Genomic DNA, 16,512 nt, shown 5'->3' on the forward strand with positions numbered 1-16,512 from the left:
CATTTGATTATACTATATTACCCACAGTTCGGAAATTTGCTTCATCACTATTTGGTAATCTCGATGCTGCCAGAGGAGGTACGGGCCTTGATCATTTCCCGGCTTACCATTGGCGATTCAGGTACATCGACACTTCCGGAAGTAGCCTTAGCGTCGTAGATTCCGTCAAAATCAGGTGCAGCTTGAATGAAAATGTCTCCTGATGTTCCAGACGCATTAATCGGGGCGGAATGGGACTGTTCAATATGAATGCTACCCGAAGTGAATTGAACATCAGCTGCGCCGTTTAATTCAGTAATCTCAATATCTCCTGATTTAATCCTACTGTTTACTTGACCGGCAATCTGATCTGCCGTGAAGCTTCCGGATGTCTGTTTCACGGTCATGTCTCCATCAATCATGGAAGCGTTAATGTCACCCGAAGTTAGAACCAATTCAATATTGGACGCCTTGATGTTTTCCAGACGTATGGAACCTGAGGTATTATTCAGCTCAAGCTGTTTGGCATTTAGACCTGTCAGATCCCAGTCACTTGAAGAGGAGTCCAGCTTAACCTCATTTAACTGGTGTCCTTCAGGCAAGGCAACGGTTATTGTGGAGTCTTGATCATTCCAGTACAAGGTGAAAAATTGCAATCGTTCACGTTCTGTCTGCGCCAGTTGGAATGTGTCGTTGGATAAGGTGGCCTGTTCGAAGCTTTTGACTACAGCAGGGTCCCATTTTCCATCCACTTCGATATAACCATTCGAATTCGGGCTTACAACAAATTCAATATCTGCACTGAAATTAGCATTCATGATAATGTTCTGCAATTCATCTGCTTTGAAATCCCATCGTTTGGAATAATGCTCCCGTTCATCCCCGAACTGAACGCCATAGATGGATGTCCCGAGTAAACCTATTCCGATACATATCACGGCGAGAGCAAGCCATTTTTTAGTGCTCATGCGGAAACATCTCCTTTCATCGTGTTTTTATTCCAACTAATATATTGAAGAGTAACGATTTTGAAGGTTCTAAAGACATACTTCGATGCGATGGCAAACAAAATGCCGACACCGAAAGCGCCAATCGCAACGAAAATCTCCGGTTTATCGAGTTGGCCCAGGAATACAAAGTCCACAACTGCTGCTACAGGAGCCACTACCAGCAAGGAAAGGCTGGCAATAACAAGCCATACCGACCACATCATGAGACCAAGAGGAATGCCAAGGATCAGATTCAGGAATAACAGGCCGATGGCTGTGAAAAATTTGCGAGTGGCTCTGGTGTTGTTTCTGGGTGACCGCATCTCGCGATACGTCGGTGCATAGAACGCATCTGAACCCGGCGTATGAATGTCATAACGATCACCGAGTGCTTCCTTGGCGATTTCTTCCGGCTGCCCGAGTTCCCGAGCGATCTCTTCTTCCAGCCTGCCTTCTCGTAGTCCAAGCTCGAAATGTTGATCATAGTCGGCGAGCAACTCAGCCCGTTCGAATGGGTCCATCGGCCGTAGATGAATTTCCATGGCTTTCATAAATTGTTGTCTATTCATTGGGGATTCCTTCCTCAATCAGATTTGCGACATTGCGCACAAATTCATTCCATTCTGTCGTCAGTGCCGTCATGTAGTCGCGACCTGTATCGGATAGTCGGTAATACTTGCGCGGCGGTCCTTCGCTTGATTCTTGCAGGTAGGTGGTGCAGTAACCGTCATTCACAAGCCGGCGCAGCAAGGGATACAGTGCACCTTCAGCAACTTCGATATGTTTGGAGACCGCCTGAGCCAGTTCGTAGCCATACCGATCCTGGCGGTTAATTAATACCAGGACGCACAGCTCTAATACTCCTTTTTTGAACTGGATGTTCACATTCACACAGGTTCCTCCTTCGTAGCTTCATTTATCGCTATTGTATATTGTTCAGTAGTGGTGAATTCATCATAGCATCCAGTACTGTTTAATGCAAGGTAGTGACTTTAAAATAGTTCCGTATCACGATTGATCGATAATAAGTTCGTTTAATACGGATGCTTTGCTGAAGCTACCTGTTTAGCTATAATTCAGCATACGCAAAAACCGGATCGGTTACTTCCGTCTGAAGGCGGATTCCGATCCGGTCTGTGAGATGAACTTTTGTTCCTTTAGGTTTACAGGTTAATCGCTAAATGTGGGTTATTCTTGTGCATCCAGAACTTTAAGGTCTTCCACAGCAGGGCCCTCAATGACATGGCCTGCATAATCGAAGCGGGAACCATGACATGGGCAATCCCACGAACGCTCGCCCTCGTTCCATTCGACTTCGCAACCCAGATGGGTGCAGGTGGTATCCACCAGAAACAGCTTGCCACTGGTGTCCTTGTAGGCGCCAGCCCGCTTACCATTATGACGAACGACGGCTCCTTCATCTTCACCAATATCGCTAACCTTTTTGTGAACAATACCTACTTTACCGGAGATTAATTCCTTGGCTACATTCACATTTTCCACAATAAAGTGCTTCATGCCCGGATCAGCTTTGAATCTTGCCGGATCGAATATAGCAGCATGAGGGTTGTCACGTCCAGTGATGCGATCCGCAAGAAGGTGTCCTGCCATTGTACCCGTCGTCATTCCCCATTTGGCAAATCCAGTCGCGACATAAACATTTTCATGTCTTCCGGTAATCGGTCCAATGTAAGGCACCTTGTCAATGGAGATCAGATCCTGGGCTGACCAGCGAAAAGGAATGTTGCGGATACCAAATGTCTCCGCTGCAAACTGCTCCAGGCGTTCATAATGACCGAAGGTGCAGATACCTTGTCCGGTTTTGTGATTTTCGCCGCCAAAGAGGATAAGTTCCTTACCGTCATGTAAGACGGTACGCAAGGAGCGGTACGGTGTATCGTCCGAGATGTACATGCCGCCCGCATAGGGTTTCTCCGGTTCGACTAATACAGCGTAGGATCGTTCGGCGTGTAATCGTGTGAAATAAAATCCGGGATCGTAGACGGGAAAATGAGAAGCTACGACGACATGTTCAGCCGTTACAGATGGTCCATCGCCGTAGGTTCGTACATGCAGTGAAGCGTCTTCTTCTACATCCGTAACTGTCGTATGCTCGTAGATCTGTACCCCTTGTTTCACAGCGGAATCGAGCAAGTAGTGCAGATAGGCCAACGGATCAAAGCGTGCCTGACCTAGCATGCGAATACCTGCCCTAGCGGGAACTGGAATAGGGAGTGGGTCTACCCACTCACCAGGGATATTGAGTTTGTTATAGGCGGTCAGCTCGATCTCCAGTTTTTTGATGTTTTCCTCCGATTGAATGTAGACGTAGGCATCTTCCTCTGCCCACTGGCAATCAATCTGTTTTTCCTTCACCAGATTGCGCATCCACTTCGCGGCATCGGCATTGCCTTCATAGTACATCCGAGCCTGTTCTTGTCCGAAGTGATGCATAATTTCATCAAATATGACGCCGTGTTGTACAGATACCTTAGCCGTGGTGTGACCGGTCGTGCCATCCAACACTTTTCCAGCCTCTAGTACGACCACACGCATACCCGTCTGCGCCAGCAAATAGGCTGTAGTAATGCCGGCAATACCGGCACCAATAATCGCTACATCAGCGGTGATATCTTCGGTCAGTTTCGGATAGGCATCGAATTGATGCGTAGCACGCCACAGCGATTCGGGGACCGGGGGCAGACCCGTCTTGGACTGCTGATTGTCGCTCATTTTTCTTCCTCCTCCTTATTTATCTCCATTCGGTTGATTCGCTTATCGTTCAGTGCACATCGTTGTACTCTTATCCATGATTGCCAGACTATGCCAGGAAAAAACGGTGCTGTTCAGATTTTGCAGAGGGGATGTTCACAATTTCCTGCGCAGAACCTCTGTTTTTTTTGCTAAACATGCTTTATGATAAGATTACCGAAATCGTTTTAGGTTTTAAAAATGAGATCAAGTTTTACACCTGTAAACGTTGATTATAAAAGGGTTAATCTATTCAAAAAAAGAAATATTTCATCAGAATTAACCCCCGATTTTTTGTTAGATATGTATTCGCTATCATTTTAATTAACTACCGATAACCAAAGGAGATTCCATATGACGACCAACCAAACGAAATATCCGTTTCAAGATACAGCACTAGAGTTAGACTTACGCGTGAAAGATCTTGTATCCCGCTTGACGGAAGATGAAAAAATTGAATCCATGCTGCAATATCAGCCAGCAGTAGACCGCCTGGGTGTGCCTGCATACAAACACGGTACAGAAGCGGCACACGGCCTAGCCTGGCTTGGAGAAGCGACATCCTTCCCACAACCGGTGGGGCTAGCGTGCACATGGGATGCGGATCTGATGAAGGAGATTGGCTCCGTTCTCGGAGACGAGGCACGTGTATTTTATAAACGCAATCCGGCAGTGAACGGTCTTACGCTGTGGGCACCTACAGTGGATATGGAACGTGACCCGCGCTGGGGACGGAATGAAGAGGCGTATGGTGAGGATCCGGAACTGACAGCCGAGCTGACAACAGCATTGGTCAAAGGAATTCAGGGCGACCATCCGAAGTATTACAAAGCAGTCGCTACCTTGAAGCATTTCCTTGCGAATAATAACGAAGTGGATCGTGGAAGCGGTTCGTCCAGCATTGATCCGCGCAACATGCGTGAATATTATCTTAAAGCGTTCGAGAAGCCATTTAAGGAAGGCGGCGCACAGTCCATGATGACTGCGTACAACTCCATTAATGGTACGCCAGCGTTGTTGCATCCATTTGTGAACGAGATTGTCAAAGGCGAATGGGGCATGGATGGTTTCGTTGTCAGTGATGCAGGCGACGTCATGGGCATCAAGAATGATCATAAATACTATGATTCCCACACACCAGGTACGGTAGAGTCTGTGAAGGCAGGAATTGATAGCATCACCGATGATGCTGATCTGTCCAAACAGGCACTGCGTGAAGGATTGGAACAAGGTACACTCACGATGGATGACATCGACAAGGCGTTGTTTAATACGTTCCGTGTGCGTTTCCGCCTGGGTGAGTTCGATCCGGAAGAAGGCAACCCGTACGCTGCTATTGGTGAAGAGTCCATGATGACGGAGAAAGCAAAAGAATTGTCCCTCAGAGCCGCGAGAGAACAAGTAGTATTGCTCAAAAACGACAAAGGCACGCTCCCACTGGACAAAACAAAAGCTGGTAAAGTGGCTGTGATTGGTCAATTGGGTGGAACGGTCTATCGTGACTGGTATGCAGGCACCATGCCGTATAACGTATCCCCGCTTGAGGCGATCCGTGGCAAAGTAGGCAGCGATAAAGTATCGTTCAAGGATGGAAATGATCGCATTACGTTAACTTCCGTAGCCAATGGGAAGAAGATTGGACTGGCAGATGGTGAGAAATCACCTGTTGTTGCTTCGGGAGAAGCGGAGACGTTTATGGTGTCCGACTGGGGCTTCGGAAGTTATACCTTGCAGGCCGAAAGCAACGGCAAATATCTGACCACAGATGAAGAGACCGTAACGGCTTCCGCAGATGAAGTGTACGGCTGGTTCGTGAAGGAAGTATTCCACCTGTTGCCACAACAGGACGGAAGTTTAGGTCTGACCACTTGGAATGGCAAAACGGTGACTGCACCTAATGGTGGAAACGATGCATTTGCGGTGTCCGAAGAACTGAAAACCTTCGGTGCCACAGAGACGTTCAAGCAGGATGTGGTTGTGAATGGACTGGAGGAAGCGGTAGCAGCTGCCAAGGTTGCGGAAACGGCGATTGTCTTTGTCGGTAATAATCCGCTTGTAAACGGGAAAGAAGAGATTGATCGTCCAAGTCTGGATCTGGCCGAATCCCAGCAACGTCTGGTTGAGGCGGTCTATGCCGCAAACCCGAACACGGTAGTCGTTATCGTGGGTAGTTATCCGTTCACATCGAATTGGGTTCAGGAGAACATCCCGGCAGTATTGTACACTTCACACGCAGGACAGGAACTGGGTAACGCAGTAGCTGACGTATTGTATGGCGATTATGCGCCGGCCGGCCGTCTGAACATGACATGGGTACAATCCGCAGATCAACTGACCGACATCAAGGATTACGATATCATTCAATCCGGTCGGACATATCAATATTTTGAAGGTAATGTATTGTATCCGTTTGGACATGGTCTGACGTATGCAACGTTTAAATACAGCAATTTGGAACTTAGCCCAGCTCAAGTGGGTACAGAGGGCAGCGTTACGGTAACTGTAGATGTAACCAATACCGGTTCAATTGCCAGTGACGAGGTTGTACAGTTGTACGTTCGTGCAGGCAAATCCCGGGTGAAACGTCCACTCAAAACGTTAAAAGGATTCCGTCGTCTTCATATTGAAGCGGGAGGTACAGCTAAAGTCAGCTTCACCTTGCCTGTTCAGGAACTGGCAATCTGGGATGTAACTCGTGATCGGTATGTCGTGGAAAGTGGAACTTACTCCATCATGGTTGCCAAGTCATCCTCTGATGTCCAGCTGGTTGCAGACCTGACGGTAGAAGGAGAGACGATCCCTGCCCGTAATCTGGGTGTGGCTACTCGTGCTGAGAATTATGATGTTTACCTGGGTGTTGATCTGGATGAGAGCAAAGAGGGCGGAAGTGCTGTCCGTGTAGTTGGAGAGCAAGGATGGATTGCTTTCAAGGATGCCGATCTGGGTAGTGGGGCAGCAGCAATTGAAGCGCGTGTCTCCGCAGAACAAGCAGGCGCTGTGTTGGAAGTTCGACTCGGCTCACCGGATGGTACACTCGCAGGACGTGTGGAACTGGTACAAGGTGAAGCCCAGCAGTGGTCTACCGTGAAGGCAGAACTCACAGGTGCATCAGGCGCGCAGGATGTATACATTGTGCTGTCGGCAGGTGTACGTATCAGTCACTTCGAGATTCGTTAAGTTGAATAGCTAATGAAAAAGCCTCCGAATGCATTCGGAGGCTTTTGTTGGTCTATACGCTGGTTGGATCAGGATGCTTCTTCCTGTCCAACTCTTTTATCCTGAGCGGTAACATTAGAATTATACAAAATGCTTTGCCATCTCACGTATTTTATTTTCCGTCAAACGTAATCATTTTTTGCACAAAGTGCTTCAATTGTTTGTTGGTTTCATTCAGCTGCTCAATTGTGCTCATGAAATTGTTTACGAGTTCAGCCTGCTCTTGGGAGCTTGCAGTGATCTCACCCAGTTCATTCTCCATGCCTTGAATGGATTGCCGAACGGATAGAAGAGAATCTTCAATACGTGCCGTGGCTTCCTTGGTATCCACAGACAGTTTGCGAATTTCTTTGGCAACAACGCCAAAACCTGCACCTGCTTCACCTACACGAGCCGCTTCAATGGCTGCATTCAAGCCGAGCAGATTGGTCTGTTCGGAGATTTCACGTATGAAACTGGCGACCTGAGTGACATTTCCTGATTTCTGTACGGCTTGTTTGGAGTTGTTCCGGATCTCTTCGGTGGTAGCACTGAGTTCCTCGGAGTGGGCAGCTACATGCTGTACACTGTCAATTAACTGGTTGGTCAGATTTTCGGTAACATCCATGAGTTGTTGCAGCTGGTCCTGGTCATCCATACTGTAGAGCAGATTAAACAGGGCGATGACTTCACCTTGTTCATTTTTAATGGGGATAAAAGCCACGTCAAAAGGAACCCCGAATAAATCTTTAGGGTAGTGATCGAATCGTTTGACTGTACCGCCGTTGAGATCAGCAAAATTTCGATTTCCATCCAATAGAGGATCGCCGGGTTGATAATTTAGTTGTTTTAACGATTCCCCTGCTGAGAAATATAGGAATTTCTCATGATCAATAACGGAGAGGGTTACATCCTGACGAATCGTATCTCGAAAGAAAGGCATACATGTAATCAATGCTTGAACAATATCCATATAAAAGATGATTCCTCCCTGGTTACCTTATGTAAACGGTTAAATTTTAAATGCTAACTTAATAACTACCTATATAATATATCGTCATGCAATAGAGAAGAAAATAGAGAGAATGGATAAATCCTATTTCTTAAAGCAGACCGCTATACGCCAAAAAGACACGAGTCCGCTGGGGACCCGTGCCTTGTTAGTTGGTGAGGGGAATAAAACCAATGTTTACAGCATACTGAGCTGCATTGTAACGATGGTTTGAGTGGCTATTGTTGCACTGACATCAATCAATCGTTGATTTCGACTGCCGCGGAAGGGCAGAGAGACATCACGCTCCGCTTCAACGTATCGACCGTCAATAATCACATCGCATAACCGGGCAAGCTCTGCTCTCGCAGGGTCGGTGATCAATTCTTCATATTCAAATCCCGTGTAGGCCCATACCGTCAGATCAGGACGTGCAGCGCGGAGCTGCTGGACCCAGGATGTACATTCTGCTGCCGAGAAAAAGGGATCACCACCACACAACGTAACGCCATCCAGCAACGGATGGGTCGTCACTTCATGCAGAATCTGCTTCTGCCGCTCCTCTGTAAAGGGCTCACCCGCTCGAAAGCTCCATGAATCCGGACTGAAGCAACCCGGACAGGCGTGACGACATCCGCTGATGAACAACACGGCACGCAGACCCGTCCCTTCATTCACCGATTCCGGAATGTAACCATATAGATTCACCGGTGTTTCACCCGATCCCGCACTTCGGCCTGCTTCGCAGCATTGAAGCGTACTTTGTAATCTCCGGTCAGATAGCCAGTTACGCGGCGTAACCGCTGGAAGTGTACATGGTTCTCGTGGGCTTCACAGCCTGGGCATACATCCCCAATGACGCCTTCATAACCACAAGCAGGGCAGCGATCAATCGGATGATTAATGGAGAAATAGCCGATATCCTGCCCCAGTGCATACTGCACAATTCGCAGGAAAGCTGTGGTGTTGGCCCGAACGTTTCCGTCAAGCTCCACATAGGAGATCGCACCCGCGTTACATAAAGTGTGGAATGGGGCCTCCAGTTCAATCTTCCGATAAGCTGGAAGAGTGTGGTATACCGGGATATGGAATGAGTTCGTATAATACTCACGATCATTAACCCCGGCAATGAGGCCGTATCGCTCTCTGTCGATCTTCGTGAATTTGCCGGACAACCCTTCAGCAGGTGTGGCAAACAGTGTGATATTCAAGTTATGCTGCTCGCTCATCCGATCACAGAACTCTCTCATGGTCCGAATAATGTTGAGCGCTTCGCGGTGTACATGAGGGTCCTGTCCATGATGGCGTCCATAGAGAGCTGTCATACATTCTGCCAGGCCAATAAAACCCAGGGATAACGTACCATGTTTGAGCAGATCCCCAACGGGTTCATTCGGAGCAAGTTGCTCCCCGCCTTCCCATACACCCTCCCGCATCATGAAATCTGACGCCTTAGCAGGTTGAACAGTCTGGATACGGTACCGATGCAACAGACCATGCGCAGCATTTTGCATCACGGATTCCAGTGCAGTGTAGAATCCCGCCCGATCAGCAACCGCTCTGTTGCCCTGGCAGATGCCAAACCGGATGCCGAGCTTCACGAGGTTAATGGTGTTGAAGGACAGGTTACCTTTACCACTTTGACGATTGCGACCAAACCGGTCAGCCAGTGTACGTGTGCGGCATCCCATAGTTGCGATGATCGTATCCGGATCTTCCGGACGATAGAAAGGCAGATTGAAAGAGGCATCCACATTGACAAAGTTAGGATACATCCGCCGGGATGAACAGGTGACTGCGAGCCGGAACAAATCATAGTTCGGCTCACCTTGAGCCTGATTGATCCCCTGTTTACATTGGAAAATATGTTGAGGGAACACGGGAGTCTCCCCGTTGCCCAGGCCACGAATGGTTGCTTCCAGCAATGAGCGTGATACCAACCGGCCTTCTGCTGACGTACATAATCCATAGTTCAGTGAAGTAAATGGAATCTGCCCACCTGCCCGGCTGCTCATCGTATTCAGGTTATGAATCAGTGATTCAGCAGCTTGTCCTGTCTCCAATTCAGTCTCTTCATAGGCGAAGGCATATGCCCGTGGACATTGATTCTTCGCTTCGATGCTATCCAGATGAACCTGTTCATCCCCGATCAGAACATTTTCACCAAAGAGCCGTTGTCCTTTGCGATAATGTTTGCGGAATGATCGTTGTACATAAGGGGCCAGATCCCAGTCAATCTTATTGGCCGATACACCGCCATATTGACTGTTCTGCTGGGATTGGAAGATGATCGCAACCAGGGCCATTGCAGACATGATCGTCTGAGGTGTGCGAACGGATCCGTTGCCTGTATTGAAACCTGAAGCAAGGAGACGGTCAAACGGGATAAAGATGCAGTTGGTCGTTCCAAGTGCATACTGATCCAGATCGTGTACATACAGATCTCCGTTCTCCACAGCTTGGGCAAGCTCTTCCGGCAACACATGACGCAGAGCATGCCACTTGGCGGTCTCCGAACCGAGCCTGCTCATCTTACCGCTGAAGGAGTCCCCGTTCAGATTTGCATTTTCCCTCAGCGTATCGGCGTCTTCTGCGCCAATAATTCGTCTTCCCAGGTCGGATAATGGATCGGATGCCGGTGGAGTGGCATACTCAAGCATGTTCATGTAAGGTTCCTCCTAAAATGATTTTGGTATCATTCAATTCACGTTAAATACTATATGTAGATTCGTATTATCCATTTATAAACTATATGTGGTTTTTTGGGTGTGATAATGATCACACAGCTTACAGAACAAAATGGACTTTCCTTTAATTGCTGCGGATAAAGGTTCCCAAAGTCTGAGTAGAAGCGTATAATTGCTAGTTGCCTGCAAGGATAATTATACGAAGTCGGACAAGATGGACTTTAATCAATCTGAAAAGGCGATTTGCAATACATTTTCCGTTTTTAAACAATCAGTTCAAGACCTGCTTTTGTCCGACAACGGGCTATCGGGAGGCAGAATGATTCTCTTTTACTTCTACGGTGTTAATCATATAAGTATAGATTGTGACAGCTATTCGGATTCTTGATGAACCCTTGTACGTGATTAAACATTCTGATATACAGATTAGAAAGTGCAGCTAAGACAAAAGGGGTGGATCATGGGGACGGCAGAAGGCATTACGAGAGGCTTCTATGAAGATATAAAGGAAGCTGCGGCCCATATCGTAGATGTATTAAGCGGTATATTGAAGGTCAATACCATCTTTGTTGCCACGAATGACGAGGTGACAAATTTCATTTTGGAAGCCTTTAATCGTACGGAAGAGCTAATTGTTAAAGGCAGTGCACTTCCATTTACGGATTCATATTGCAGCCTGGTCTTAAAAGACAACGGTAGCGTTCTTACGATCGAGGATACATGTGAACATCCGATGACACGATCCATGGGCGTTACGAGCGGACTAGGCAATCGCTTTTTCGTGGGCGTGCCTATTATGAGAAGATCGGGCGAAACATTTGGTACCATCTGTCTGATGGATGATCCTGGTTATATCATCAGCGAAACTGATATGAAGACACTGAAGGCGATGGCTGTATTCCTGGGTTATGTTGTTGATCTGGAAAGCACGTTGCATGTTCAGGAGCGGAAATTGAGTGATTCGGAACAAATGCAAGAGCAGCTCCAGGCAGAGAAAGAACGTGCCGAATCTGAGGCTATGACCAAAACACAGATGTTGAAGCTAATGAGTCACGAGATTCGCAATCCCTTGAACGGTATTTTGGGACTGACAGATCTGATGCGCACACCGGATATGCCTGAGGAGCAGTCCGAATATGTGAACATGATTGAGACAAGCGGAAATATTTTGCTTTCCTTGCTGAATAATATGATGAATTTCAACATTAATGAAGCAGGTAAAACGGTTATACATGATGATCCGTTTGATCTGGTAGGCACCATTGAGAATACCGTGTATCTCTATGCCGGGATTGCGACGGGCAAGAACATTGAGCTGGGATTAAATCTTGAACTGAATGTATCTCAAGTGTTTGTTGGTGATGAAGTCAAGATTGGACAGTTGCTTGCACACGTCATTCAGTATGCTCTCGATTCAACGCGTGAAGGTTCCGTTCTGATCACAGCAGTGGTGAACGGAGAAGAATTGGAGGAGACTGGTACACTTCAGCTCAAGGTGAAGTACACGGGTCAGATGTTATCGGACAAGAAGACACCAACCTTTAACAGCCAAGATGAAAATTTGAATATCCAAAAACTGATTGGAAGTAATCTGGGTTTAGCTGTAAGCCAGAATCTTGCCATTCTCATGCATGGCCGTATTCAGGTGAGTAGTGTGAAGGAAAATGAGACGGAATTCAACATCTCCCTTCCATTGCGCAGATACTGGGAGTTACCTCAACTCGCAAGTGTTCAGCAGCGGTTAAAAGGCAAAAAGGTGTTACTTGCCAAGGACCCTGACATTTTGCAAGGCGTCTCTTCCCTGATGCGTAGGTGGGAGATGGATGTACACATGACCTCGGGTGTGACATTAGCGCATGATTGGATCAAGGAAGGATTTATGCCTGATGTAGCCGTTGTGGATATGGGATTACTGGAAGGCGGCGCGGTCGATTTTGTACATGAACTGAAACAGCGACTGGAGAATCTGCCCGTCATTGTTCTTGTTCCTTATGGGATGCATATTGAATTGCATGAAGCAGAAGCCTTTGATGCTGTTCTGACCAAGCCGGTCAGACAGGCTGATCTGTTGAATGCATTGAGCATTACTTTGCCTTAAATCATGATCATAGATCTTTATTCGGCGCACCTTATAGGTGCGCTTTTTTTCATTTTCCATTTTCTGAGCCAAAGCCCTTTTATTCCGAGCTGGTTACGTTACAATAGAAAGTGAACTTCATCTTTATAACCAACAGAGGAGGATATGCAATCAATGGATTATCGCAGATTAGGTGGAAGCGGACTGAAAGTAAGCGAGATCAGCCTGGGAAGCTGGCTGACGTACGGAGGATATGTGGAACGTGAGAATGCGGTGAAATCAATTGAAACTGCATTTGATGAAGGCATTAACTTTTTTGATACTGCCAATGTATACGAACGGGGTGCAGCAGAAGAATTGCTGGGGCAGACGCTCAAAGCGTACTCCCGTGACTCTTATGTACTTGCAACCAAAGTATTTGGCAAAATTGGCGATGGTCCGAATGACCAGGGGTTGTCTCGCAAACATATCAAGGAGCAATGTGAAGCCAGCTTGAAGCGCCTGGGCGTTGAATATGTGGATATCTATTACTGCCATCGTTATCATACCGAAACACCAATTGAGGAAACACTCCGCGCGCTCGATGATCTGGTACGCCAAGGCAAAGTGTTATATGTAGGCGTCAGCCAGTGGACAGCGGCTCAGATGGAAGCTGCGTTGGGTACAGCAGATCGTCTGCTTCTGGATCGTATCGTGGTCAATCAGCCGGTGTACAACATGTTTGACCGTTATATCGAAAATGAAATTATCCCGCTCGGCGAGCGTAAAGGCATCGGACAAGTTGTATACTCCCCGCTTGCTCAAGGTCTATTGACCGGGAAATATACGTCCGTTTCCGATATCCCAGAGAATAGCCGTGCTGCCAAGTTAGGATGGGACGAAGGAAAGATCAATGCGGATCGTATCGGGAAAGTTCGTCAACTGATTGAAGTGGCGGACAAGCTGGATCTGAAGGTTGGCCAACTGGCCCTGGCCTGGATTCTGCGCCAAAACAATGTATCCAGTGCACTTGTAGGGGCGAGTCGTCCCGAGCAGGTAAAAGAGAACGCGGCTGCATCTGGCGTGAAGCTGGATGCTGCCATTGTGGAGGAGATTGAGAGCATCCTTGCTTGATCTCTTGTCAGTACACAAGCTGAGATGATATGTAATAATCCATAAAGCAAGGGATGTCCTGTGCGCCTGAATAGGCGGACGAGACATCCCTTTTTTGGAGAACGTTGAAAGGTTAGATCTTACTTTAAAGTGTAAGAGGTAAGGAGCGAAAAGTTAAGGCACACACACGGTTACGCCCTGTATTCTTGGCTTCATATAAAGCACGGTCGGCCTGTTCGAAGAAATCGTCATCGTCATGATCATCACAATCATCGGGATACACGGCTACACCAATGGAGATGGTTAGACGTGTCGTGTGTCCGTCGGGCAGAGCAAAATGGTATTTCTCTACAGCCTGTCGGATAGATTCGGCGGTAGCCACGGCCTGACGGTGCCCACAGTCGAGCAAGAGAATGGCGAATTCTTCCCCACCGTTTCGTGACACGATATCAGCAGAACGTGCATGCTCAACGAGCAGTTGTCCAAGTTGCTTCAGGACTGCATCGCCGGCGGAATGACCATAGGTGTCATTTACCTTTTTGAATCGGTCAATATCAATGGCAAGCAAGGAAAGCTTCTGTTGGTAATCCCTCGCACGCTGGAGTTCCAGTTGAAGTGATTTTTCGAACTGTCGTCGATTGCTCAGGTTGGTAAGATGATCGGTAGATGCTCTTTTTTCCAATAGAAATAACATTTCATTGGATTTATTAATGAATTCTGCGATGAAATAGATAAATAATCCACCGGCAAAGGAAATGGTCATTTGTAACGGATATATCTTCATTAATGAATTCATGCTGTCTGTATTCAACATAAGGATGATAAAGATTAATGTCATGCCAAGCAGATTCATTGTAATTATTTTGGTCAGTCTGGACCAGGGAGCATAGGCGAAGTATACACCGGACAGTCCGATCAGAGTCATCACAAATCCTGCATCTATGGCAGAGGATGATAAGCCGAACATCAGAATACGAAGGACCGAGATCATGAGTCCCGTAACGACCGAAGCCAATCCTCCCATATATACCGCTGCGGTAACGATGGCCAGATGCCGTAGATCTACAATCGTAGTCTCGTTCAGAGGGAAAGAATAGTTCATGAGTACTGTGCCATATATACCGAATAATAAGCCGCCGATCAACTGAACACGTAACGAGGGAAAAGGCAATCGGATACTATAGAACTTTGCGATGATCCCGGACACATACATAAACGTAATCATGACACAGATATTAATGAAAAAAGTGCTAAACAACCGACATTCCCCCTTTTTACGCACATCCCTATATTTTATCTGAAAATTGGTGCTGTAGCGAACCATATTATCCCAAATTTATGAGGGGATTGCTGGGAAAGATGTTTTATTTGCATATACAGGATGTTAGAGTGATATTGACTTCAATATACAATGAGATTTATACTTAATCTAAATCAAAATGTATTCCTTCTTTTTGGGAAGACCATCATAAGTAGAAGATCAGTGTCTGATTTTATATAAAACGGATCAATAATAAAGGAGAAATGGTTGTGAGAACTTTAAATCTGACGATACAACGGCAAGCGGTATATGATGTGGTGCGCCATTCAGAGGATCACCCGACAGCTGCTGATGTCATGAATCGACTCGTGGAACAAGGATATAATCTGGCCTATGGTACGGTGTATAATTCTCTTCGTTATCTGACGGACAAAGAATTGATACGGGAACTTAAACTCGGAGAGACAGCAAGCAGGTACGATGCCCGTATGGATGATCATCAGCACATTATGTGTGAAGTGTGCGGCAAAGTGGACGAGGTGATGACAGAGGTTCCTCCACAATGGATGAAACAGGTAGCTGAAGAAACCGGATATGCAATCGATCATGCTCATGTGGTCTTTGGAGGTGTCTGCGGGGAATGCAGAAACAAACGGATCAAGTAAAAATAAAACTGCCTGGCCGCCGTTTACCCCTAAGGGTTAAACCAGCCTTGTCCGATGCAGCACCGCTTGTGGACAATTGTCCTGTTACACGGCGTGTTATTCTGATCAGCCCGATGCCGGGGCAGGTTCATGAACTGGTAAAAGCCTTAACGGATAGCTGCTTTGATGTACTGGTTTTTCATCGCTGGGAACCGGATCTGCATGAGCGTCTTGTCTTTGATCTGTTGATCTATGACCTGTCTGTGGCCGGAACTATCGATGCATTTGCCGGCATTAGCAGCCGATTGAATCGTGAGGCTGAGCATACAACCCCTTGTCTGTATCTGGTTGGTGAGAAGATGATTGGTAGCGCGAGTGGACCGATGCTTCAAGAGGAATTGCTGGTTTGGCCTGCACGCCCGCAGGAAGCTCTATACCGGGTGCAGCGCATGATTGGCAACAGTCCTGCGTTGCCCAACCGTGGGTTTTTGCCTGAGGAAGGGCACCGTATCGGATTTAAAGATCTGTGGCTTGATCGTGAACGGATGAGTGTGCAGCGCGATAATAACCGAATTCATCTAACCAAGACCGAATATGATCTTTTACTCAAGCTGATTGATGCCAAAGGTGCAGTCATTTCCCGTGAGGAAATGCTCAGCGATATCTGGGAGACGGATTTTACGGGTGGAAGTAATGTGGTCGATGTTCATATCAAAAGCTTGCGCAAAAAATTGGGCGATAATGCGTCTTCGCCGCAATATATTGTAACAGTAAGAGGAGTGGGCTACCGCCTGGCGGATTAGTCCGCTTTTTTTTGCCCATATTTTATCTTTCACTTCATGCTTT

The 16,512-nt window shown here is 47.0% G+C and carries 13 protein-coding genes; 5 read left to right on the top strand and 8 right to left on the bottom strand.

Annotation, left to right across the window (positions count from 1 at the left end):
- Positions 1-47 precede the first annotated feature (47 nt).
- The 4 genes from IFU39_RS22095 to IFU39_RS22110 all read right to left on the bottom strand — a co-directional run bounded on the left by IFU39_RS22095 (position 48) and on the right by IFU39_RS22110 (position 3,701).
- Positions 48-947 carry a DUF4097 family beta strand repeat-containing protein gene (locus IFU39_RS22095; RefSeq protein ID WP_192134874.1) on the bottom strand — a complete coding sequence of 300 codons (900 nt, stop codon included), beginning with the start codon at positions 945-947 and terminating at the stop codon, positions 48-50.
- Positions 944-1,537, bottom strand: coding sequence for an HAAS signaling domain-containing protein (locus IFU39_RS22100; protein ID WP_192134875.1), 594 nt, complete (start codon positions 1,535-1,537; stop codon positions 944-946). Before IFU39_RS22100 ends, IFU39_RS22095 begins: the two co-directional genes overlap by 4 nt.
- Positions 1,530-1,859, bottom strand: coding sequence for a PadR family transcriptional regulator (locus IFU39_RS22105; protein ID WP_036667851.1), 330 nt, complete (start codon positions 1,857-1,859; stop codon positions 1,530-1,532). Before IFU39_RS22105 ends, IFU39_RS22100 begins: the two co-directional genes overlap by 8 nt.
- Positions 1,860-2,156: 297 nt before the next feature.
- Positions 2,157-3,701: an FAD-dependent oxidoreductase gene (locus IFU39_RS22110; RefSeq protein WP_192134876.1), complete on the bottom strand. Its 1,545-nt coding sequence runs from the start codon at positions 3,699-3,701 to the stop codon at positions 2,157-2,159.
- A gap of 372 nt (positions 3,702-4,073) precedes the next feature.
- Between IFU39_RS22110 and IFU39_RS22115 the strand changes: the two genes are divergently transcribed.
- Positions 4,074-6,896: a glycoside hydrolase family 3 C-terminal domain-containing protein gene (locus IFU39_RS22115; RefSeq protein ID WP_192134877.1), complete on the top strand. Its 2,823-nt coding sequence runs from the start codon at positions 4,074-4,076 to the stop codon at positions 6,894-6,896.
- Between the two features lie 151 nt (positions 6,897-7,047).
- On the opposite strand, the gene IFU39_RS22120 is transcribed toward IFU39_RS22115, so the two are convergent.
- The 3 genes from IFU39_RS22120 to IFU39_RS22130 all read right to left on the bottom strand — a co-directional run bounded on the left by IFU39_RS22120 (position 7,048) and on the right by IFU39_RS22130 (position 10,571).
- On the bottom strand, positions 7,048-7,887 hold the full coding sequence (locus IFU39_RS22120; protein ID WP_091012735.1) for a methyl-accepting chemotaxis protein: 840 nt from the start codon (positions 7,885-7,887) through the stop codon (positions 7,048-7,050).
- 216 nt (positions 7,888-8,103) lie between these two features.
- On the bottom strand, positions 8,104-8,613 hold the full coding sequence (nrdG, locus tag IFU39_RS22125) for an anaerobic ribonucleoside-triphosphate reductase activating protein (RefSeq protein ID WP_192134878.1): 510 nt from the start codon (positions 8,611-8,613) through the stop codon (positions 8,104-8,106).
- On the bottom strand, positions 8,610-10,571 hold the full coding sequence (locus IFU39_RS22130; RefSeq protein WP_192134879.1) for an anaerobic ribonucleoside triphosphate reductase: 1,962 nt from the start codon (positions 10,569-10,571) through the stop codon (positions 8,610-8,612). The genes nrdG and IFU39_RS22130 overlap by 4 nt, the downstream gene beginning before the upstream one ends.
- Before the next feature lie 481 nt (positions 10,572-11,052).
- Between IFU39_RS22130 and IFU39_RS22135 the strand changes: the two genes are divergently transcribed.
- Both IFU39_RS22135 and IFU39_RS22140 read left to right on the top strand, forming a co-directional pair.
- Positions 11,053-12,690, top strand: a complete 1,638-nt coding sequence (locus IFU39_RS22135; RefSeq protein ID WP_192134880.1) for a hybrid sensor histidine kinase/response regulator — start codon at positions 11,053-11,055, stop codon at positions 12,688-12,690.
- A 153-nt stretch (positions 12,691-12,843) separates the two neighbouring features.
- Positions 12,844-13,782: an aldo/keto reductase family protein gene (locus IFU39_RS22140; RefSeq protein ID WP_192134881.1), complete on the top strand. Its 939-nt coding sequence runs from the start codon at positions 12,844-12,846 to the stop codon at positions 13,780-13,782.
- A gap of 124 nt (positions 13,783-13,906) precedes the next feature.
- On the opposite strand, the gene IFU39_RS22145 is transcribed toward IFU39_RS22140, so the two are convergent.
- Positions 13,907-15,019, bottom strand: a complete 1,113-nt coding sequence (locus tag IFU39_RS22145; RefSeq protein ID WP_091012743.1) for a GGDEF domain-containing protein — start codon at positions 15,017-15,019, stop codon at positions 13,907-13,909.
- A 272-nt stretch (positions 15,020-15,291) separates the two neighbouring features.
- Here IFU39_RS22145 and IFU39_RS22150 point away from each other — a divergent pair, with 272 nt between their 5' ends.
- Both IFU39_RS22150 and IFU39_RS22155 read left to right on the top strand, forming a co-directional pair.
- Entirely contained in the window at positions 15,292-15,687 is a 396-nt protein-coding gene (locus IFU39_RS22150) for a Fur family transcriptional regulator (RefSeq protein WP_036612807.1), read from the top strand.
- On the top strand, positions 15,663-16,469 hold the full coding sequence (locus tag IFU39_RS22155) for a winged helix-turn-helix transcriptional regulator (RefSeq protein WP_091012746.1): 807 nt from the start codon (positions 15,663-15,665) through the stop codon (positions 16,467-16,469). The genes IFU39_RS22150 and IFU39_RS22155 overlap by 25 nt, the downstream gene beginning before the upstream one ends.
- Positions 16,470-16,512: the final 43 nt, after the last annotated feature.

The organism is Paenibacillus sp. CFBP 13594 (assembly GCF_014842675.1).
GTDB lineage: Bacteria > Bacillota > Bacilli > Paenibacillales > Paenibacillaceae > Paenibacillus > Paenibacillus amylolyticus_B.